Raw genomic sequence first — 18,347 nt, 5'->3', positions numbered from 1 at the left:
CATCCGGTTTTTACAGTCTTGTCCTACGTCTTGTTCGTTTACTTAATTAACAATGACTGTTTTTACTATTTACTCTTGAAGAAGCAAAAGCTTTGCGTTTCCTTATTTTTGGAAATGAGAATTTAGGATAATATACAAAGAGTAAAGTGGCATGAAGGAAATAAAAAGTTGAGGAGTATGTAATGTACTCAAGTTCTAGGTGGGATTATTGGATCTGCAACCTTATAGACCGATGAGAACACTGTGCGGAAGGTGTATCCCTTAGTGGACCACAGATCATCCGGTGTTGCTGGTTGAACCTGTATTATTGTGCATCCCATGCTTGGACCGGTCAGCGAATACGCCATTTGTCCGTTTGGTTCAAAGTATAACTCCCCAGTCCAGTCTAAGTAAAGCTTTAGGGTTGCCAACCCGTCTCTGGTCATGTTCCGTATAACTTCTACTTTATCATCTTTGAAAGCATTCTTCAAGGCAGTAGACTGAGTTTCCGCCAATTTCTCGTAGAGTTCTTTGAGCATGTACTGCCCAGCATAACCTGACCATCCTTGGAAGTCTGGAGGAACACCATATCTGTCCATAAATGCTTCAGCCACCCTTCTTCCAGCTTCGCGGCTTGGATATGCTCTATCCCACCAGTACTCGTTAGCCACAAACCAGTATGCCACATCTTCTCCCGCTAAGTCAATTAGCGCCGGGGTTTGCATGCCAGCTCCACCGATGCTTATAAATAATGGGTTTAATCCAACTTCTTTTGATTGTTTAGCAATTAACACGCTGTCTGTGAGATAACCAGACATGGCTAAAACGTCTGGTCCAGCTGCCTTTATAGCTTCTAAAACTGGCTTAAAGTCCAATGAACCGGCAGTGTAATCTTTAACGGCCACTATTTCCCAGTTCACTCCCGACGCATTAACGGTGGCCAGAAACTCGTTTTTGTCTGAAACACCCATCAAGGTGTTTTCATGCAGCACCGCAACTTTTAAAGGTCTTCCAAGGTTCAATTTAGGTACGATTTCACTTTTTAGGAATTCTACAGACACTTTAGCGAACATTGTGCTGTTTGGTGGTGTCTTAAACCAGTACTTCCATCCTTTTTGGCAGAGTTCTTTGGCGCTGCTGCCTATAGAGAGCACGGGACACTTATAGCTTTCAGCAATGGGCACAGCTGACATGGCTCCGGAACTTGTGAAGTATCCTCTTACAACATGAACTTTGTTAACTGTTATGAGCTTCTCCGTTGCTGAAACCGCAACCTTTGGGTCTCCGGCAAAGTCTTCAATATACAGTTTGATGTGGGCGCCCAGAATACCTCCAGCCCAGTTAATCTCGTCTGTGGCTAACTCTGCGCCACGTAACCCAGATTGACCGAAGGCAGCCATAGCTCCCGACAACGGCAAACATATTCCAACCCTCAACTCATAACCCGATAACAGAGGCTTTTGCGTCATTATACCAAGCTGCTTCTCAACCTCAGAAAGTCTAGACTCTAGATCTGACAACGCATCCTCAAGGTCTGATATTCTGTCACTAAGCTGGGATATTTCCCCACTTAATCCGTAGAGGCCGCTAAGCGTGGACAGATAGCCCAAAGACACAATAGAAAGGATCAAAGCAATAACGGCGATGACACCTACAATTGCTTCAACTTTTTTCATAATTACCCCGAGAAGAAGATTTGAGAGCACTACTTATAAAATTTTCGTGAGTTTTCACTTGGAGGGTGAAAATTCCATTGAAATTGTATTACCGCACATTTTATATAGAGAATCCTAGAATTATATACGCTAAACTAGACAAACCTCAAGGGGGTCAATTGATGCTAGATTTGTTGATATCAACTACAGTTCATGGCTTAATTTTGGGTATAATCTACTCAACTATAGCAATGGGGATGAGCCTAATTTTCGGCGTTATGGGTATAAAGAACTTGGCACATGGCGACTTCGCCGTACTAGGAATGTTTACTACATATTTCCTCTTTGGATACCTTATGTCATCGTTCGGCATTCCACCTTCTCTGCTGTCATTTGCCCTTTCTTTCGTGGTGGTGTTTATCCTATTTTTTGTAATCGGAATGACTTTAACGAGATTCATATTCAAACACCTTATAGGTGAGATGCTTGGATCAATAATCTTAACTTTTGGAGTGTCCATCTTTATGGAAAATGTCATGTTGCTTGTGTGGGGAGGTGACTACCGGATAATTGATATTCCATATGAGACTTATCGGTTGGGCCCCGTGTCTGTCAATGGCGCTTATTTGGTTGCTTTTGTAGTAACATTGGCATTGATAATTTCAACGCAGCTTTTTTTGTCAAAAACCAAGTTGGGCATTGCTATAAGAGCCGTAAGTCAAGACGTAGACGCTGCGGAATCTCTTGGAATATCTTCTGATACAATTCGGCTAGTGGGTGGTGGACTTGGCATTGCGTTGGCTGGTTGCGGAGGCACCATTCTTGCCATTATCTACTACATATATCCATACCTCGGCATACTGCTTACATTGTATGCGATGATAATATGTGTCCTTGCGGGATTAGGTAATGTTCTCGGAGCATTTTTTGGAGGAATAATTATAGGTGTGGCACAGTCTGTGGCTACAATCTGGATTCCGTATGCTTTAACTCCAGCTGTTGGATTCGCCCTTTTCGTTTTGATACTAATATTTAAACCAAAAGGGCTATTTACAAGGGGTTAATATCATGGAATACCTAAAGAAAAAATCAAAGTTTATTGTTACAATAATTGTCCTAGTAATAATTGCTTTGATAGCGCCAATATCCATAGCACATCAAACCTATCTCATGCATATATTAATACTGATTTTGTTATTTGCCACACTTGCACAGTCATGGAACCTACTCTCAGGATTTGCAGGTCAGTCATCTCTTGGACATGCAGCCTTCTTCGGCATGGGTGCATACACCGTTGGATTGCTGATATTTTATGTTGATTATTTCCGAGCAAGCCCATGGCTTGGCATGATCCTCGGCGGCATTGTTGGCTCACTGATAGGTTTGGCTATAGGCGCCATATGTTTTAGGGTTAGGGGACCATACTTCGCCCTTGCAACTTTGGCATTAACCGAGGTTATAAGGCTTATAGTACTAAACACAGAATTTACACAAGGGGCTCTAGGCATTTCAATACCACGTCCAGCATCTGTGTCCACACCCTTTTTTGTAATCAACTTTAGTGAAAAGCTTCCCTATTATTACCTAGCCTTTGTACTACTGTTTGTGTCATTTTTCGTTGTCTGGCACGTATCTAAATCTCGTTATGGGTTAATGCTTCAATCAATTAGAGAAGACGAAGATGCCGCAGCTACGCTTGGAGTGAACCCGTTTAGGTTAAAACTATTAGCAATGTTTATAAGCGGGTTTATCGCTGGTGTCACGGGAGCTTTATACGCTGTTTACATTTCGTATATAGACCCCTCCATGGAGCCTGGAGGTGTGCTCTCGTTGTTTACCTCCATTGAACCAGTTTTAATAACCGTAATTGGAGGGGCACAAACAATTATTGGCCCTATAATAGGCGCGCTAGTAAGGATAGGAATTGGAGAATATCTTCGGGTTTCCTTCGGGTTTAGAGCTGGAATGGACCTCGTCGTGTTTGGAGCAATCTTCATTGTGATATTCTTCCTTGCAAGAAAAGGCGTATGGGGACTTTTAAAGTCAAAGCTAAGCTTTCTTAAGGCTTTATGAGGTGAATTAAGTGGCTATTCTTGAAGTAAAAGGGGTTTCAAAGCGGTTTGGTGGAGTAGTAGCCTTGGATGATGTAAATTTTGAGGTTGAGAAAGGAAGCATAGTAGGGCTCATAGGTCCTAACGGGGCGGGCAAAACAACTTTGTATAATTGCATTACAGGCTTTTACAAGCCAACCTCTGGAAAAGTAATATTCAACGGAAAGAATATTGCGGGACTACCAAGCCACAAAATATGCAAAGCTGGAATTGCCAGAACATTTCAGATACCACGTCCATTTTTAAACTTGACACTGCTTGAAAATGTTACAGTTGGCGCCCTCAGTACGAATCTTTCCCTAAGAGAGGCAAGAGAGAGCGCAAAAGAAATATTGCGCTTTTTGATGCTTGAAGAGTACGCGGATACACCTGTTAGTAAATTGAACTTTAACTATAGAAGACGCTGTGAATTGGCTAGAGCCCTTGCAACCAACCCGAAAATTTTGTTGCTCGACGAAACTTTCGCTGGATTGAATCCAGCGGAGACTAATGAGATGATAGAGACTGTTAAGAAAATTTGGAAGGAAGGCGTAACAATAATATTGACAGAACACGTAATGAAAGTCGTAATGTCACTAGCGGAACGTATAATAGTCCTTCATCAGGGTAAAGTTATTGCTGATGGCCCGCCTGAGAAGATAGCTGCCGATATAAGAGTGATAGAGGCCTATTTAGGTCATGCGCATTCCACGTGAGGTGATGCCATGCTTGAAGTGGAGAAGATTAACGCTGCATATGGAGACTTGCAAGTCTTAAGGGATGTAAGCCTAAAAGTTTCAGAAGGTGAACTTGTCGCAGTTATTGGAAGTAACGGTGCAGGTAAAACGACACTGCTAAGAACCATAAGCGGCCAGTTATATCCAAGAGAAGGACGGGTCAAGTTTTTTGGTAAAGACATATCTACGTTAAAACCGCACAAAAGGGCAGCTCTAGGCATAGCCCATGTTATGGAAGGCCGAAGACTTTTCCCAAACTTGACAGTGGAAGAGAATCTGAAGATGGGCGCATACTTGCCACAGGCGTGGAGAAAAAGGGATGAAACATTCGAGATTGTTTTTAATCTCTTTCCAAGACTTAAGGAAAGAAGAACACAGCTGGCTGGAACACTAAGCGGAGGTGAGCAACAAATGCTTGCCATCGGAAGGGCGTTGATGTTAAGGCCGAAACTGCTCCTGTTGGATGAACCGTCCCTTGGAATAGCGCCCAAACTAGTTGCATCTATATTTGAAACCGTGAAGAAAATAAATGAAGTAGAGAAAGTTGCTATTTTATTAGTTGAACAAAACGTGCTTATGTCTCTTAAGCTTTCAAAGAGAGCTTATGTCATTGAAAACGGAAGGATAGTTTTGGAGGGAAACCCCGAAGAGCTTCTAAACAACGAGCAAGTCAAAAAGGCTTACTTGGGAAGATAAACGGACAAAACGCTTAGTAATCTCGAGTAGTTTGTTGCACGCGTCGTTTACACCAAGTTTCATCTTCTTTTGCTCGCCGCGCCAAGAGGTGAATTTGCTTCTGAGCAAAAAATTCAGCTTCTAGGGCATAGTTTTGCGCAGCCTTTATGAATGCTTGCCTGCTTTTCTCTTGCAATTTGCCCCTCAGTTGGGCATTTTTTTCTATGTTCAAATAATCCTGTATAATATTGCCTTCTTTTTCTCGGCAAAGCCCAGCCCAAAAATAAAGTTTTTCTTTTTCAAAACGGTCGGATATAGTAGAAAAAACGTTAACTGCATCGATAAACCTCTTCTCTAAATATTTTCGGGCATTTTCTCTCAGGAATCCCAAGTCAGAGTTTTCCGGTGCGCCTAAATTCACTTGTATGCTTCTTATTGGTCCATTTGCAGTAACTCTTGTCCTCAACTCGATTAAGTCTCTTTGAAAGTTTATATTAATGAAGCTTTTAAACTCAGGATCCAAGTCTTTTAACTCGCCAATTGTTGAAATAAACTTCACTTTAGGCAATCCCCTTAAGAAGTCATCCGGTCTATCGCGCCCAAGCCAGCACAGCGTTTCTGACACTTCAGCAGTCTTTTCTCTTTCGCAGGTGAACATTAATGTCTCCACACTTCCATCCGCATGAATTGGAATAGCTACACTTGCATCCTTAACAGCGCTAAAAAGGTAATCAACAACAGCTGGCTGTATAAAAGGTGTATCGCATGGCACCACAATGCAGTAATCAGCGTCTGTGCTTCTAAGCCCGGTTACGATCGCCACGGCTGGACCGCGTATAAATGGGATTTTAAGATCTTTCACTATTTTTAAATTGTCACATTTAATTGAAAAGTCCCGCAACACTTTCGTGTATTTGCACTTTCGCGCTTCGTTGTTAACGCATATTATGATTTCTTCGACAACAGACTTTAACCTTTCAATAACATGTATTAGCAGCGGTTTGCCTAGAACATTCGCTAATGCCTTATCTATCCACGGACTACCATTTACCTGAAACCTTTCAGCTTTTCCTCCAGCAAGCACTATTGCACATCTTTTAATCAAAGCTTTTCCTCTTATGCTCCACTCGATTTCTTGGAATCTATTTGATTTTTAACAAGATTCAGCAACGTAGTGCCCTCATTATTTAAGTCAATCAGCGGGACGCTAATTTTACCTATTTCAGTTTTCTTTTTGGTTATAACTCCAGTGACTGCTAGCACTGGTTCAGTGCCCTCTAATGTTTTCATGAGATCTTGATCATTTTTTGCAGTTACTATTTTCGGAATATCTTTCCTTTTAGCTGTTAAGGAATGCAACCCCTCAACGAATATCACGTCTAAGTTTTCATTTTTAAAAAGTTTGATGACATCGTCCAAATCACTTGGGATGTTATCTGTTTTTTTAATAATTACCGTTTCTTTGGGAGCAAGAGCAACTGTTACTTTAGCACCCGCGTGCATGTGCCTCCATGTATCTGTGCCTTCGGTGTCTATTGAAAAGTCTTGGTGGTGAATATGCTTTATTGAACCTACTTTATAGCCTTCTTCTGTAAGCTTTGATGTTAAGTATTCTATCGTTGTTGTTTTGCCGGATTTGCTTATCCCAACGACAGATACTACGAGCATATCTTCACCTTCTTCTTATTTAACCATGAAATCTGCTGAATTCTTCCTTACTGAACAAGGTAACATTTACTTTTTCATTTTTCTTTAAACCTTTTTTCGGAGGAATTAATATAAAACCATTGGAGTTAAGAAATCTGCTTAGACTGCTAGGGCTTCCAGAGACAATTTCCGCGTAGAATTCTCCTTCCACAAGTTTGACGCGAACTGGCAAAAACCTATGACGGTGTTTCATATCTGGATCTAAGTCTTGACTCATTTTAGCTGAGACTGTGGGGAGCAGATGCTCCATCGTGACGCCTGTATACAAACCAATCAATGGCACGAGAATCAGATAGAAGCCAGCCATGGTGGATGCAAATAGACCAGGCAACATCACTACCGGTTTTTCTTTAACCATCCCAAATCCAGTAACTTTCCCGGGTTTCACTTTTATTCCGTGAGTTAATACCCCTGGAGGGCCGAGCGCATTAATTGCGTCTGGAACAAAATCTTTTTCGCCCATGGAACAGCCCCCTATAGTGACCACTACGTCAGCATTTTCAAGGGCTTCGCCAATTTTCTTCTTCGTTTCTTGCAGATCGTCGGGTGCTACACCAAGCCTTGCAGGTTCTCCCCCAATCTTAGATATTAGCCCTGAAATTATCAAGGCATAGTTATCAACAATCCTCGTTGGGTCTTCTCGACTCAATTCAATGAGTTCGTTTCCGGTGGCGATGATTGCCACCCGCGGTTTTTTGAAAACTTTAACTTCTTTAATTCCTAAACCTGCCAAAATTCCAATGTCCTGCGGCCTTAGGATGGATCCTTTTTTGAGGAGTAAGTTCCCTCTTTTTACATCTTCTCCGGCATAGGCTATGTTTTCTCCTCTTCTAACTGGGTTTCGTATTTCAATTTTTTCGCCATGCAAAATTGTGTTTTCAACCATTATTACTGCATCAGCTCCATTAGGTACTGGTGCCCCACACGTGACGTAAACTGCTTGTCTATCTGCCAATTCAACGTCGGAAGGTTTACTCCAAGGATAGAGTTTTCCAGCAACCTTTAACAAAATGGAATGTCCTACCGAAGCTTCAGCAACGTCTTTGGATTTAATAGCGTACCCATCAACTACCGCAATATCAGTTTTGGGAATCTCTACATTTGCCACAATGTCTTCAGCTAAAACTCGGTCCATTGACTTTTCAATTGGAACGAATTCGCAGTCCAGAGACCTTTTTTGAAAGGTTTCGTAGAGTCTTGCTAAGGCGTCTGGATAAGAAGTTAGTTTGAAAGTTCTTTTTTGATTTGTTCTCTTCATATAAGCCCGCTCAAGCGAGAAAAGTTAAATGCATATATATAGTTTGCGTGAATGATTCTTGCGTGATCTTCAATGACGAAAATTGTGGCAGTTGTCGGCGGTAAACATTCCGGAAAAACAACGATTATTCAACATATAGCACGTGAGCTCAAAAGCAGAGGCTACAATGTTGGGTCTGTGAAGGAAATGCCGAACGTCAGATGGATTGACGCCCCAGAAAAAGAGACCTGGAAGCATGGCGAAGCTGGGGTTGAAATTGTAGTGGGTGCTGCAACAAATGAAACGGTTCTTTTCATAAAGAGAAAACTCGCTTTGAATGAAATTGCAGCTTTCTTCAAAGGGTTTGACTACATTCTCTTGGAGGGTTTTGAAAATGAAAGAGCTGTGGCGAAGATAATTGCAGCTAAAGATGCGTCTGAAGTGCGAACATTTTGCGACGGTCTAGCTATTGCAGTTTCTGGAATTATAGCCGAATCCAAAGAGGAAGTAGAAAAAGCTTCAACATTTAATGTTCCAATACTTAATTGCAAAGTTGAAGTCAATAAACTTGCAGACTTGGTTGAGCAAAAGGCCCTCCCGCTTTTCCCAAACCTTGCGCATTGTAAGGAATGCGGATATGACACGTGTCATGAACTTGCGAAAGCCATAATCGCCGGAGTCGCAGATCTTAGGGGATGTCCACTTTATGGCAGAACGAATGTAGTTTTAGAGGTAAATGGACAAGTTGTGCCGCTAAAGTTTTTCCCAAGCCTTTTTATAGAGAGAACCTTAATTGGGATGGTTTCTTCCTTAAATGGTGTCAATCATGTGACAGAAATAAAACTCATAGTTAGGAAGGCCTAAAGCCTTGGAGGTGAATTCCCACTAAAACCTGCTTATCATCTATCCTATGTACTGTTACAGGTATACCATAAACCTTTCCCAACGATTCCTCGGTTATAGCTGTAGCTGGTGAACCTTCACTTATTATTTCACCACCATTCATTATGGCCACATTGTCAGCAACAAGAAAAGCTTCATTAGGGTCATGCGTCGAAAATATAACTGTTTTTCCAGAATCAGCCATCTTCCTAATAATGTTAAGCACCTTCACTTTGTTTCCAATATCTAGATGCGCTGTGGGTTCATCCAAGATTAGAGTGTCAGATTCTTGAGCAAGCGCTCTAGCTATGGAAACAAGTTTCTTTTCTCCACCACTTAATGTTGTAACCTTTCTATGGACTATGCTAGACAAGTTTAGTTGTGTCAAGATGTTGTGTGCGATTTCCTCGTCTTTTTTACTTGGCATATTAAAAAAGCCGAGATGTGGAGTTCTGCCCAAAAGCACGTAGTCTAAGACCGTATAGGGAAAAAGCGAATCTTCCTCTTGGGGAACCCATGCTATTGTCTTGCTTAAGGAGTCAACGTTAATATGTTTTAGCTCTTCACCGTTTATATAGACGTTGCCTTCGTAAGGTGTTAAAACTTTTATTAAAACTTTGAAAAGAGTAGATTTTCCCGATCCGTTGGGTCCTAAGAGTGCGGTGACTTTACCTTCTGGAATTTGTAGGGATATTCCTTTTAACACATCTACTTTGGAAATTGGATACCGGTACTTCAAATTTTTGAAGAGTATCTTACTCATGCGGCACGCCTCTTGAAAGGAATAATACAAAGAGAATTGCGCCTAAAAATGATGTAACTATGCCCAGAGGAATTTCCCCAACCGAAGCAGCCCGCGCTATGTCATCAAAAATGATCATTAATATGGCACCTAAAAGTATGGACGCTGGTATCACTTTGCTACTTTCAGCTCCGAAAAGCTTCCTACAGACATGAGGAACCGTTAGCCCAATCCAGCCTATAATTCCAGCTACAGAGGTCACGGCGGCCGTAGCAATCACAGCCAACGTGACGACTGATGCTCTAAGTTTTTTAGGGTCTGTTCCAAGCGATGTGATTACGTCATCATCTAGTGTTAACAGGTTTATTCGCCATCTAACAATAAATAAGATTGCAATAGCTGTTGTGGCTAAAGGAGCCATATAGAGAAAGTCTCTCCATACAACACCTGATAAGCCGCCTAAAAGCCAAAAAGTTAGCTCGGGCAACTGTTTAAGAGGATCCGCCATATACTTCATAACACCGACGCCTGCTGAAAACATGGCTGAAACGGCCAAACCGGCTAAAACAAGTCTAAGTATTCTTCCACCATACTTTATCGCCGAAGAAAAAGCGTAAGAGGCCACGAGTGCTGATAGCCCGAAGATCGTTGAAAGAATCTCAAGTTTCAATGGGTCTCCTGGCAGAAAGAGTATTGCAAATGCTGCACCAAAAGCTGCTCCTTGGCTTACACCTAAAATTTCCGGCCCCACCAACGGATTCTTAAATGCAGACTGCATGACTGCCCCAGCCACGGATAAAGCCATGCCAAGCATCATCGCCGCTAATACTCTGGGCAACCTAATTCTCAAAACTATGTTTAAGGCTAACTCGTCATTCATAAGCTGAAAAATATTAAACGTGAATCTACCGACAAAAAAAATGGAAATGATGAAGACGAGGGCTAAAACGCACACAAGCGCTAGAAAGCGTTTGGCGTATCCGCCCACAAGCGTCACCTTTAAGCCACTATAGGAAATCTCCAGTAATTTGGCCAATGATTGTTTCAGCGTCTGACCGGCTTAGGCCATACATTTCTACATAAAACCTTTTAGTTTCCTCTCTAATGTCTAATTCGCTGAAAAGCTCTGGGCATATTTTCTTTGCCATCCATTCTAGCCCAAGGATCCAGCGTGAACCTGGGCAATCCCAGCTTCCCAAAGCGCCAACACTACAGTCGTCAGGAAAGGCGTAAACCATTCCACTTTTGATGGCAGATATCTCATTCCATGTAGCGTTTTCTAAAAGCTGTTTTTTCACCATGCTAGAGGTCGGAGAGTTTGAGTAGGTGACTAGAAATATTATGTCAGGGTTCCATTCTGCAATATGCTCAAAATTTACAGGGTTCCATCCGGTTCCAGAAACTTCCTTTGACAAGGCGTAGCCACCTGCAGCCTCTATCATGAACGTTTGCAGCCAACTGCTACCAGGCACTTGAAAGCCATTTTTGATGCTATAGTATAGGAACAAGACTTTTTTGCGTTCAGATTCTGTGAGTGTCTTTGTTTTTGAAGCAATAATGTTGTATGTTTCGTTGTAGTATTTTGCTAGTTTTTCGCCTCTTTCCTCGTCCATGAAAATTTTTCCTAGCACTTTTAGGTCTCGAATGTAGCTTTCTAAGTTTTCAAAATCAACATAAACAACGTTAATGCCTAACCCTTCAAGCTGGTCACCTAATTCCTTCATTGAAGGTGTAGACTTGAGTATAACAACGTCAGGCTGTGCCTTGGCTATTTCTTCAACACTAAGTTCAGTTGTTGGAACAATCTTGGATGCTAGGTCTGGATCAATTTTTTGGAATAGTGAAACGTTTATGCTTGCACTTAAACCATATAAAACGTTTTTGGCGTTTGGAAACATATACGCTACTGTTGTTATAGGCCATGCACTTTTTCCGGTAATTATCACCTTATTTACTGGCATTTTAATTTTAACGGTCCTGCCGAGAGCGTCGGTGAACACGATAGTTCCTTCATTGAGGTTTGGAGAAAGCCAAGCGTAATAGGCTGTCAAACATAGAACCAAGAGTAAGAGAGAAAGTATCAAGGCGATAAAGCTTTTCCGCATTTTCAACCCTCCCTTTTAAAGGTTTGTTTGGGAAGGCTTGAGCGGTTGGTAATATCTTGCACCACTGCATGCCTTACAAATGGTTTTTCCCTCAGCCTTGATTGCTTTTGTTTCGACAACCCATTCGCCGCACACGTCGCACTTCACTATTTCAGCTTCATCAAACTTTGAAAACGGCTCGACGGACACTGGTTCAACGTGGAAAGACTCCTCGTCCAAATGCAACAGTTCTTTGGCAATTTTTTCCTCCTCGTCATGGCTAAACTTTTTCTTGCGCATCACCCAATCCTCAACAACTGGAGGCATAGACCCATGTTTAAGGGATATCCGCACACCCTCTTTTGTGTCGGATCGGGCTATACAAACGGCGAGTTTCCCGAAATCCTCAACACGCAAAGAAGAATGCCCCAGTGTACAACCAGTGCTGGCCTGGACACCATCAGCCAAGCATAACGCCGTTTCAACTATAGCGAAAAGCCTTTTATCACCCTTTGAAAGGCCGAGTGCTTTCAACCCAATTCGACCCATTCGAACCCCAAGGGCAACCCCGGGAGAAAAGTGCCCATGAAGCACCTCAGCCAACTTTACATCATCTTTCATTCTTCAACCTCCTCTGGTTTTCAATGTGGACTTCTTTAAAGCGATATTATAAGTTTGTAACATCGGTATAAAAGCTTTAATATTCCGCGATCGAAATTCTCACATTGAGGTTTCATAATGCCTGGAAGAATAATCAGAGAATTATTACAATCAGTTAAGGCTGAAGTTGAGAATGTAGATGCGGTAGAAGCTAAAAAGGTTGTTATAGGGCTGGGTTACACAGCAGTTCAGCTTAGTACGCGACACGTAGGTTTATGCTACACTTTTAGTAGCGAAATAGCACCGAATTGTTGCCAAATTTGGAGAAGAGCTGGAACATTGGCTGGCAACCCAGCCATAAAAATTGCTGAATTATCTTTGTCATGGGATTTAAGCGAAGCGGTTGTAGGCGTGGCGGCTTTAAACGCTCTTTCCCAGCTGGCTATTGAGAGAAATTTGGATAGATACGTGATTACCGAAGGAGATCTTATTGATCAACTTGAAATTAGACGAAACGATATTGTCGTCCTTGTCGGAAACATTCATCCCTTTATCCCAAAGATCATGGAGAAAACAAGAAACATTTTCATAATAGAGAGAAACCCGAAACTGCGCGAAGCAAATGTTTTTCCAGACACGGCTATCGAGGAGATTCTTCCACAAGCCACAGTCGCAATAATCACCGGCACAGCTTTAGCTAACGGAACAATAGATCGCCTTTTGGAACTTTCTAGAACTGCAAGAGAAGTAGCTCTCGTAGGCCCCACAGCAAGCATGCTTCCTGACCCCTTATTTAGACACGGGGTGTCAATTATAGGCAGCATAAAAATTACAGATAGCGAAAAGATTTTGCAAGTAGTATCAGAGGGAGGGGGAACACCGAGTTTTAAAGGAGCCTGCAAGCAGATAACAATCAAGCCCAAATAATATTAAGGATCTTTCTCTTTAGCTTTGAATTGATATTTCCCAGATTTCAAAAATTTGGTTATATCCTTCTCTATTTTCTCATATTTTACAAGAAGGGCTTTTCCTTCACTTGTTAACTCTGAAGAACCTCCAGAAGCCCCGCCGCGACTTCGCTTAACGATTTTGAAACCTAAACGTTTTTCTGCTAGGGAAATTCTGTGAAGGGCGTATCGATATGACATGTTTAAGTTTGAAGAAGCTTCAAGGATTGAGCCACATTTTTCAACCGCTTCTAAAAGCCTCGCCAAGCCCTCACCTAATACAGCCTCATCATTTTCGTTGACAAGCCATAGCTTAATTTTCGGATATAATGCGGTGGACATTCTTCGTTATTCCTCCCTCACCAGGCTTAGCCTACTTTTTTATTTTCGGTGTTAATTTATTAAAAGTTGTGCAGTTTTATCGAAAAGCTTTAAATTTGTTTGGACACTCCTTACTGAGAGGATGCAACAATGATATTCCTACCAAGATCAAATCTTCCGCCCAAATTGTTAGTAATCGTCAAGAAGGTTGCCGATAAAGACTATGAAATAACGACGGAACCTAAACTTGAGCCAATGATTTTCGCCACTTTCGTCATGACTTTTAAACAGTGTGCTAAGGGCTTCACTGTTAAACTTGCGGGGGGTAAACTTAACCTTTCAGGTGAGAACCCAAACTTTAACGCAATTGTTGATTGTATAAATCAGCAGTCACCTATACCCGTTGAGCTCCAGACAGCTTAAGGAATAGATTACTATCTCTATATAGCCTTTCGCCATTTACCGATGTAATGTTATAGAGGCAGAACGGTATAAGCCTCCCATTTTCTCTCAACTCATGGACACAGCACTTGGACAGTCTCTCTAAATCAACTGTCCAAGCGTCTTGAGCGAAGTGGCATCCTACAGAGAAAAAGCCTTCTGGCTTTATATGTTCCAGCAAAAGCCTAAGGGATGAGCCGATTGCTTGAGGTTTAAAGTGTCTTAAAATGGCGTGTGAAACTGCAAGTTCATCAGCGACAGCTTTCAGTAGTTTGTCAAATTCAACAAACTCGTTTTTAAGCGAATATTTATCTATCAACTGTTCCATATCCGCAAGTGTGCTGATAGTGCTTAGCTCCTTGTCTGTGCGGTAATAGGCATAGAGAAGCGATGAACACCTAGGGTCTGGACATGGCACAGGCATGAAATCAACGGCTTTCACTTTTCCACCGCTTTGTTGTTCAATCCCGATTTGCACGTCACCTACTGTTGTTCTGTTTAATGGGTCGAATAAATTAGGTGGGTATCTCCCAAGGGCGGCGAAGGGTTGAAAGTTAACTCCTATGGCTTTCCTCGACACCGCATACTTAATTATGTCCCACAACTGATGTTCGTTAACGCCTTTCAGAACAGTTACCGCCAAAGTTATGCTCAAGCCTGCATTCAGACAATTTTTAATAGCTTTTTCCTTAATTTTTGTTAAGTCACGCCCTCTTATAATTTGATGGATTTTTGGCGACAGACCATCAAATTGTAGGTATATCCCGCTGACTTCAGCGTCAGCCAAGTCTCTGGCAAGGCCTGGATTTTTTGCAAGTTCGATCCCATTTGTATCTATCTCAATTAGTTTAAAACCCAGATCCTGGCATAATCCAACTATGTCAAGGAGGTCTTTTCTAACGGTTGGTTCCCCTCCCGACAGTTGGATGGCTGTAGGTTTGCCCTCACATTTCAAAAGTTCTTTAAGCATTATTTCAATGTCTTCAGTTGTAGGGTTCCATTTTGGGATACTCTTGGAATCCGCGAGGCATATGGGACACAATAGGTTGCAGGCATCCGTAACTTCCAATATGGCTAGGCAGGTATGTTGCCTGTGAGATGGACAAAGACCACAATCGAAAGGGCAACCCCTTACAGTTTTTTCAACATATGGTTTGGCAGGTTTACCCGGCCTAGAAAAACGTAACGCCCGTGTGTAGAGTTTAAGATCATTCCATATCAATGCTGTTTTTTCTCCGTGTTGTCTGCAAAATTTCTTCATGTAAACTCTTGTGCCGTCAGCGACTATCCTAGCAAAGACAACTTGCAAACATTCTGGGCATAGACTACTCGTCTCAGCAAGTGTGTTCATAAACTATATTTCATGATTACGGCAAATAAATCTTGAGGGCTCTCACCCTTCGCAGATAAACAGTATCCCAGAGCATTAATAGCAGGCCGCAAACACTAAAAATTTTAAGTTAATATTATGTTTTCACGTAAACGTCCCTCAAAAGATTGAGTGCTTGTTCAAGCATTGTATCCCGCGTTAGTTGCAGCCGGTTGAACACTTAAAATTCTCATCATTGGTACATTGCCATTAAAGAAATAATAAAGTTACCGAAATTTTTTTATGGAGTGTTGCCAAACCTTCTCCTCCTATGGGAGAATATTAGTTATGGTTGAAGAAGAACTAGAAGTTAAAAAAATAGGCTGCCACAGTGGTGAGCCAGGGTGTTGGTGCCGTTGTGGCTTGTTAGCTTATGTAGATAAAAAGACTGGGCGTCTTGTAAAGGTTACAGGCAACCCGGAACACCCTGTGAGTCGAGGATTTGTATGCGAAGAAAGAATACGCCATATGGTGGACTTTATTTACCATCCTGACCAACTTAAGTATCCTTTTAAACGTGTCGGCGAAAAAGGTTCAGGGCAATGGCAAAGAATATCGTGGAATCAAGCCCTTGATGAAATTGCTGCCAAACTTAAGGAGTTAATTAATAAGTACGGTCCAGAATGCATAGCCGTTGCTGAAGGAACCTATCGAACTGATCTTTATTGGGCAAGATCTAGATTTTTGTTTGCAATAGGCAACCCTGGTAATGTTACTTCGCCTGGAACCATATGCTCTACGTGTGATGTTTCTATGCAATATTGCATTTACGGTAACAATACGCATACACCGGATATAGCTAATTCAAAATGTATCGTTCTGGATAGTAGACACCCTTCAGAGTCGCTACCGCAACAATGGAATAACATAATGAGACGGAAGGCAAGCGGAGAAGAGGTTCACCTCATAGTTTTGGATCCAAGATTTACTGAAGAGGCTAGAGTGGCGGATTATTGGCTTCAACTGAGACCAGGAACAGACGCTGGAGTTTTCTTAGCATGGATGTACGTCATACTCAAAGAGAAACTGTATGATCAAGAGTTTATTGAGAGATGGTCTAACGGGCCATTATTGCTTAGAATAGACAAAGATTGGTGGCTCACTGAGAAAGACCTTGTTAAGGGCGGCAGGGATGACAGATATGTAGCCATAGACAAAAAGCGAGGCCCTGTCATATGGGATCCAGTTATGCAGCAATTCTACACACTGAGCGGTGAGCCTATTCCAGACGGGGACGTTAAAGTTGAACTGGAAGGATACTTCAAAGTGGAGGACATCGACGGGCAAACTGTTGAATGTAAAACTGCGTTTACAGCCTTTAAAGAAAGAGTTATGGAGTATCCTCCAGAGAAAATGTCCGAGATTACGTGGGTTCCGGAAAAGCTCTTAGCGGAGTCGGCTAGGCTTTACGCCACGACAAAGCCTGCATGCATGTATAGAGGTGTGGCTCCAGACCAGCTAGGCAGGGCTTCAATGTCTGTTGAAATAGCCCGCTGCATGCTGAGAATACTCACCGGAAACCTAGACGTGGTTGGCGGAGACATTATGACGCAGCCAGGTCCAGAGATAGGCGGAAGAATGTTTCTGAGGGAAGCTTTGCTAGACTATCAAGATCACCTTTCACCTGAAATGAAAAAGAAGCAGCTTGGAGCAGACATATTCCCAATAATGGCTTGGCCTATGTTCGACCTTGTGAAACCTCATTATAAAAGGGTTTGGAGAATTAATCCGTGTGTTTCAGGGCACATGTTCGGTGTGAACTGGCCAGTCTTGGCTAGGGCAATAATCACGGGTAAGCCATATCCAATTAAAAGCCTAATAATATGGGCTGGAAACCCAGCTGTGTGGGCCCCCAACACCAAACTTGTCTATCAAGCATTAAGTAGCCCAAACCTAGAGCTGACAGTTGTGATAGATCGTTGGATGAACCCGTCATGCACTTTTGCAGACTACGTGTTGCCCGCTGCGACAAAGTCTCTTGAAAGGCCTTATGTAGCAACGTTTGAAGACTTCCATCCAGGATTAACCGTTTGGGAGAAAGCGATTGAACCTTTAGGCGAAAGAAAAGATGAGTATTGGATGTTTAGAGAGCTTGCAAAAAGACTATTGCCGGAAGAAAAATGGAGAGACGCTTTTCCATGGGAAACTTTGGAGGAGGCTGACAATGCTAGGCTTGAACCTATTGGGTTAACTCTTGAAGAGGCTAAAGACCTTTACGTAATAGCTACATGGAAGCCGAGGAGCTATGAGCATATCAACCCGGACACGGGTAGGCCGAGAGGCTTTGGCACCCCCACTGGTAGAGCTGAAATCTGGGTGACAATATTTAAACAACTTGGAAGAAGTCCTCTTCCATACTACATTGAACCTTATGAAAGTCCTGTGACGCAACCGGAATTAGCTAAAGAGTATCCATTAATACTCACTACTGGAGGTAGGTTCAGGCCACAATTCCATTCTGAGCTGAGACAATGGGGAATGGGAATGCGGGAACAACACCCAGATCCGCTTGTTGAAATACACCCCGAGACAGCGCGAGAACTTGGTATAGCTGAAGGCGAATGGGTTTGGATAGAAACAAAAAGAGGCAAAATACTCATGAAAGCAAAAATATCAAGCGCAATACATCCCAAGGTTGTTAACGCCGAGGCCAGCTGGTGGTACCCGGAGCTTCCGGGAGACAAGTACTGGTGGTATGGCAACTTTATATCAAACACCAACGTGCTTGTGCCAGACGACCTTGAAACTCTAGATCCCTACACTGGCTCTTGGCAAAACAGGGCTCTCTTATGCAAAGTTTACCGAGCAGTAGGCTTTGCGCCCTTCATGCAATTCCCAGCGAATAGATAGTAAATCAGATACAACCATCACATACTTTTTT

The 18,347-nt window shown here is 42.3% G+C and carries 18 protein-coding genes; 8 read left to right on the top strand and 10 right to left on the bottom strand.

Annotated features, from left to right (window positions below; translation table 11 throughout):
* Positions 1-188: 188 nt before the first annotated feature.
* The gene (locus KEJ24_04180) at positions 189-1,655 is read right to left on the bottom strand and encodes an ABC transporter substrate-binding protein (GenBank protein ID MBS7647013.1); all 1,467 of its coding nucleotides are present in this window, start codon (positions 1,653-1,655) and stop codon (positions 189-191) included.
* A 161-nt stretch (positions 1,656-1,816) separates the two neighbouring features.
* Between KEJ24_04180 and KEJ24_04175 the strand changes: the two genes are divergently transcribed.
* Genes KEJ24_04175 through KEJ24_04160 form a run of 4 tightly spaced genes read left to right on the top strand, consistent with a single transcriptional unit; the run spans position 1,817 to position 5,157 of the window.
* Complete coding sequence (locus tag KEJ24_04175) at positions 1,817-2,698, top strand: branched-chain amino acid ABC transporter permease (GenBank protein MBS7647012.1); 882 nt, start codon at positions 1,817-1,819, stop codon at positions 2,696-2,698.
* 4 nt (positions 2,699-2,702) lie between these two features.
* Positions 2,703-3,707 carry a branched-chain amino acid ABC transporter permease gene (locus KEJ24_04170; GenBank protein MBS7647011.1) on the top strand — a complete coding sequence of 335 codons (1,005 nt, stop codon included), beginning with the start codon at positions 2,703-2,705 and terminating at the stop codon, positions 3,705-3,707.
* 10 nt (positions 3,708-3,717) lie between these two features.
* The gene (locus KEJ24_04165; GenBank protein ID MBS7647010.1) at positions 3,718-4,440 is read left to right on the top strand and encodes an ABC transporter ATP-binding protein; all 723 of its coding nucleotides are present in this window, start codon (positions 3,718-3,720) and stop codon (positions 4,438-4,440) included.
* Between the two features lie 9 nt (positions 4,441-4,449).
* Positions 4,450-5,157 carry an ABC transporter ATP-binding protein gene (locus KEJ24_04160; GenBank protein MBS7647009.1) on the top strand — a complete coding sequence of 236 codons (708 nt, stop codon included), beginning with the start codon at positions 4,450-4,452 and terminating at the stop codon, positions 5,155-5,157.
* Positions 5,158-5,170: 13 nt separating this feature from the next.
* Here KEJ24_04160 and KEJ24_04155 read toward each other — a convergent pair whose 3' ends face one another.
* Genes KEJ24_04155 through KEJ24_04145 form a run of 3 tightly spaced genes read right to left on the bottom strand, consistent with a single transcriptional unit; the run spans position 5,171 to position 8,101 of the window.
* Positions 5,171-6,241: a molybdenum cofactor guanylyltransferase gene (locus tag KEJ24_04155; protein ID MBS7647008.1), complete on the bottom strand. Its 1,071-nt coding sequence runs from the start codon at positions 6,239-6,241 to the stop codon at positions 5,171-5,173.
* 11 nt (positions 6,242-6,252) lie between these two features.
* On the bottom strand, positions 6,253-6,804 hold the full coding sequence (gene mobB, locus KEJ24_04150; GenBank protein MBS7647007.1) for a molybdopterin-guanine dinucleotide biosynthesis protein B: 552 nt from the start codon (positions 6,802-6,804) through the stop codon (positions 6,253-6,255).
* Positions 6,805-6,823: 19 nt separating this feature from the next.
* On the bottom strand, positions 6,824-8,101 hold the full coding sequence (locus KEJ24_04145) for a molybdopterin molybdotransferase MoeA (protein MBS7647006.1): 1,278 nt from the start codon (positions 8,099-8,101) through the stop codon (positions 6,824-6,826).
* Between the two features lie 72 nt (positions 8,102-8,173).
* On the opposite strand from KEJ24_04145, the gene mobB (KEJ24_04140) reads away from it, so the two are divergent.
* On the top strand, positions 8,174-8,944 hold the full coding sequence (mobB, locus tag KEJ24_04140) for a molybdopterin-guanine dinucleotide biosynthesis protein B (GenBank protein MBS7647005.1): 771 nt from the start codon (positions 8,174-8,176) through the stop codon (positions 8,942-8,944).
* Here the strand turns inward: mobB (KEJ24_04140) and KEJ24_04135 are convergent.
* From KEJ24_04135 to KEJ24_04120, 4 genes are read right to left on the bottom strand one after another with little or no spacing between them, the layout of a single operon-like run.
* Complete coding sequence (locus KEJ24_04135; protein MBS7647004.1) at positions 8,931-9,725, bottom strand: ABC transporter ATP-binding protein; 795 nt, start codon at positions 9,723-9,725, stop codon at positions 8,931-8,933. The two genes, mobB (KEJ24_04140) and KEJ24_04135, sit on opposite strands and share 14 nt — an antisense overlap.
* Complete coding sequence (locus KEJ24_04130; protein ID MBS7647003.1) at positions 9,718-10,740, bottom strand: iron ABC transporter permease; 1,023 nt, start codon at positions 10,738-10,740, stop codon at positions 9,718-9,720. The genes KEJ24_04135 and KEJ24_04130 overlap by 8 nt, the downstream gene beginning before the upstream one ends.
* Positions 10,712-11,809: an ABC transporter substrate-binding protein gene (locus KEJ24_04125; GenBank protein ID MBS7647002.1), complete on the bottom strand. Its 1,098-nt coding sequence runs from the start codon at positions 11,807-11,809 to the stop codon at positions 10,712-10,714. The genes KEJ24_04130 and KEJ24_04125 overlap by 29 nt, the downstream gene beginning before the upstream one ends.
* Before the next feature lie 15 nt (positions 11,810-11,824).
* A complete protein-coding gene (locus KEJ24_04120; protein ID MBS7647001.1) occupies positions 11,825-12,409 on the bottom strand; it encodes a hypothetical protein in 585 nt (194 codons plus the stop codon).
* A 117-nt stretch (positions 12,410-12,526) separates the two neighbouring features.
* Between KEJ24_04120 and KEJ24_04115 the strand changes: the two genes are divergently transcribed.
* Positions 12,527-13,315 carry a DUF364 domain-containing protein gene (locus KEJ24_04115; GenBank protein ID MBS7647000.1) on the top strand — a complete coding sequence of 263 codons (789 nt, stop codon included), beginning with the start codon at positions 12,527-12,529 and terminating at the stop codon, positions 13,313-13,315.
* Positions 13,316-13,317: 2 nt separating this feature from the next.
* On the opposite strand, the gene KEJ24_04110 is transcribed toward KEJ24_04115, so the two are convergent.
* Positions 13,318-13,677, bottom strand: coding sequence for a LysR family transcriptional regulator (locus tag KEJ24_04110; GenBank protein MBS7646999.1), 360 nt, complete (start codon positions 13,675-13,677; stop codon positions 13,318-13,320).
* 129 nt (positions 13,678-13,806) lie between these two features.
* Between KEJ24_04110 and KEJ24_04105 the strand changes: the two genes are divergently transcribed.
* Entirely contained in the window at positions 13,807-14,079 is a 273-nt protein-coding gene (locus tag KEJ24_04105) for a hypothetical protein (protein MBS7646998.1), read from the top strand.
* Here KEJ24_04105 and KEJ24_04100 read toward each other — a convergent pair.
* Positions 14,051-15,448, bottom strand: a complete 1,398-nt coding sequence (locus KEJ24_04100) for a radical SAM protein (GenBank protein MBS7646997.1) — start codon at positions 15,446-15,448, stop codon at positions 14,051-14,053. The genes KEJ24_04105 and KEJ24_04100 overlap by 29 nt on opposite strands.
* A 306-nt stretch (positions 15,449-15,754) precedes the next feature.
* Between KEJ24_04100 and KEJ24_04095 the strand changes: the two genes are divergently transcribed.
* Positions 15,755-18,316 (top strand): molybdopterin-dependent oxidoreductase, encoded by a 2,562-nt coding sequence (locus KEJ24_04095; protein ID MBS7646996.1) that lies wholly within the window; start codon positions 15,755-15,757, stop codon positions 18,314-18,316.
* The last annotated feature ends 31 nt before the right edge of the window (positions 18,317-18,347 follow it).

This window comes from Candidatus Bathyarchaeota archaeon, assembly GCA_018396705.1.
Classification (GTDB): domain Archaea; phylum Thermoproteota; class Bathyarchaeia; order Bathyarchaeales; family Bathycorpusculaceae; genus DRVP01.
Note: the sequence above shows the minus strand (reverse complement) of the source record. Positions and strands in the feature narration are given on the sequence as shown.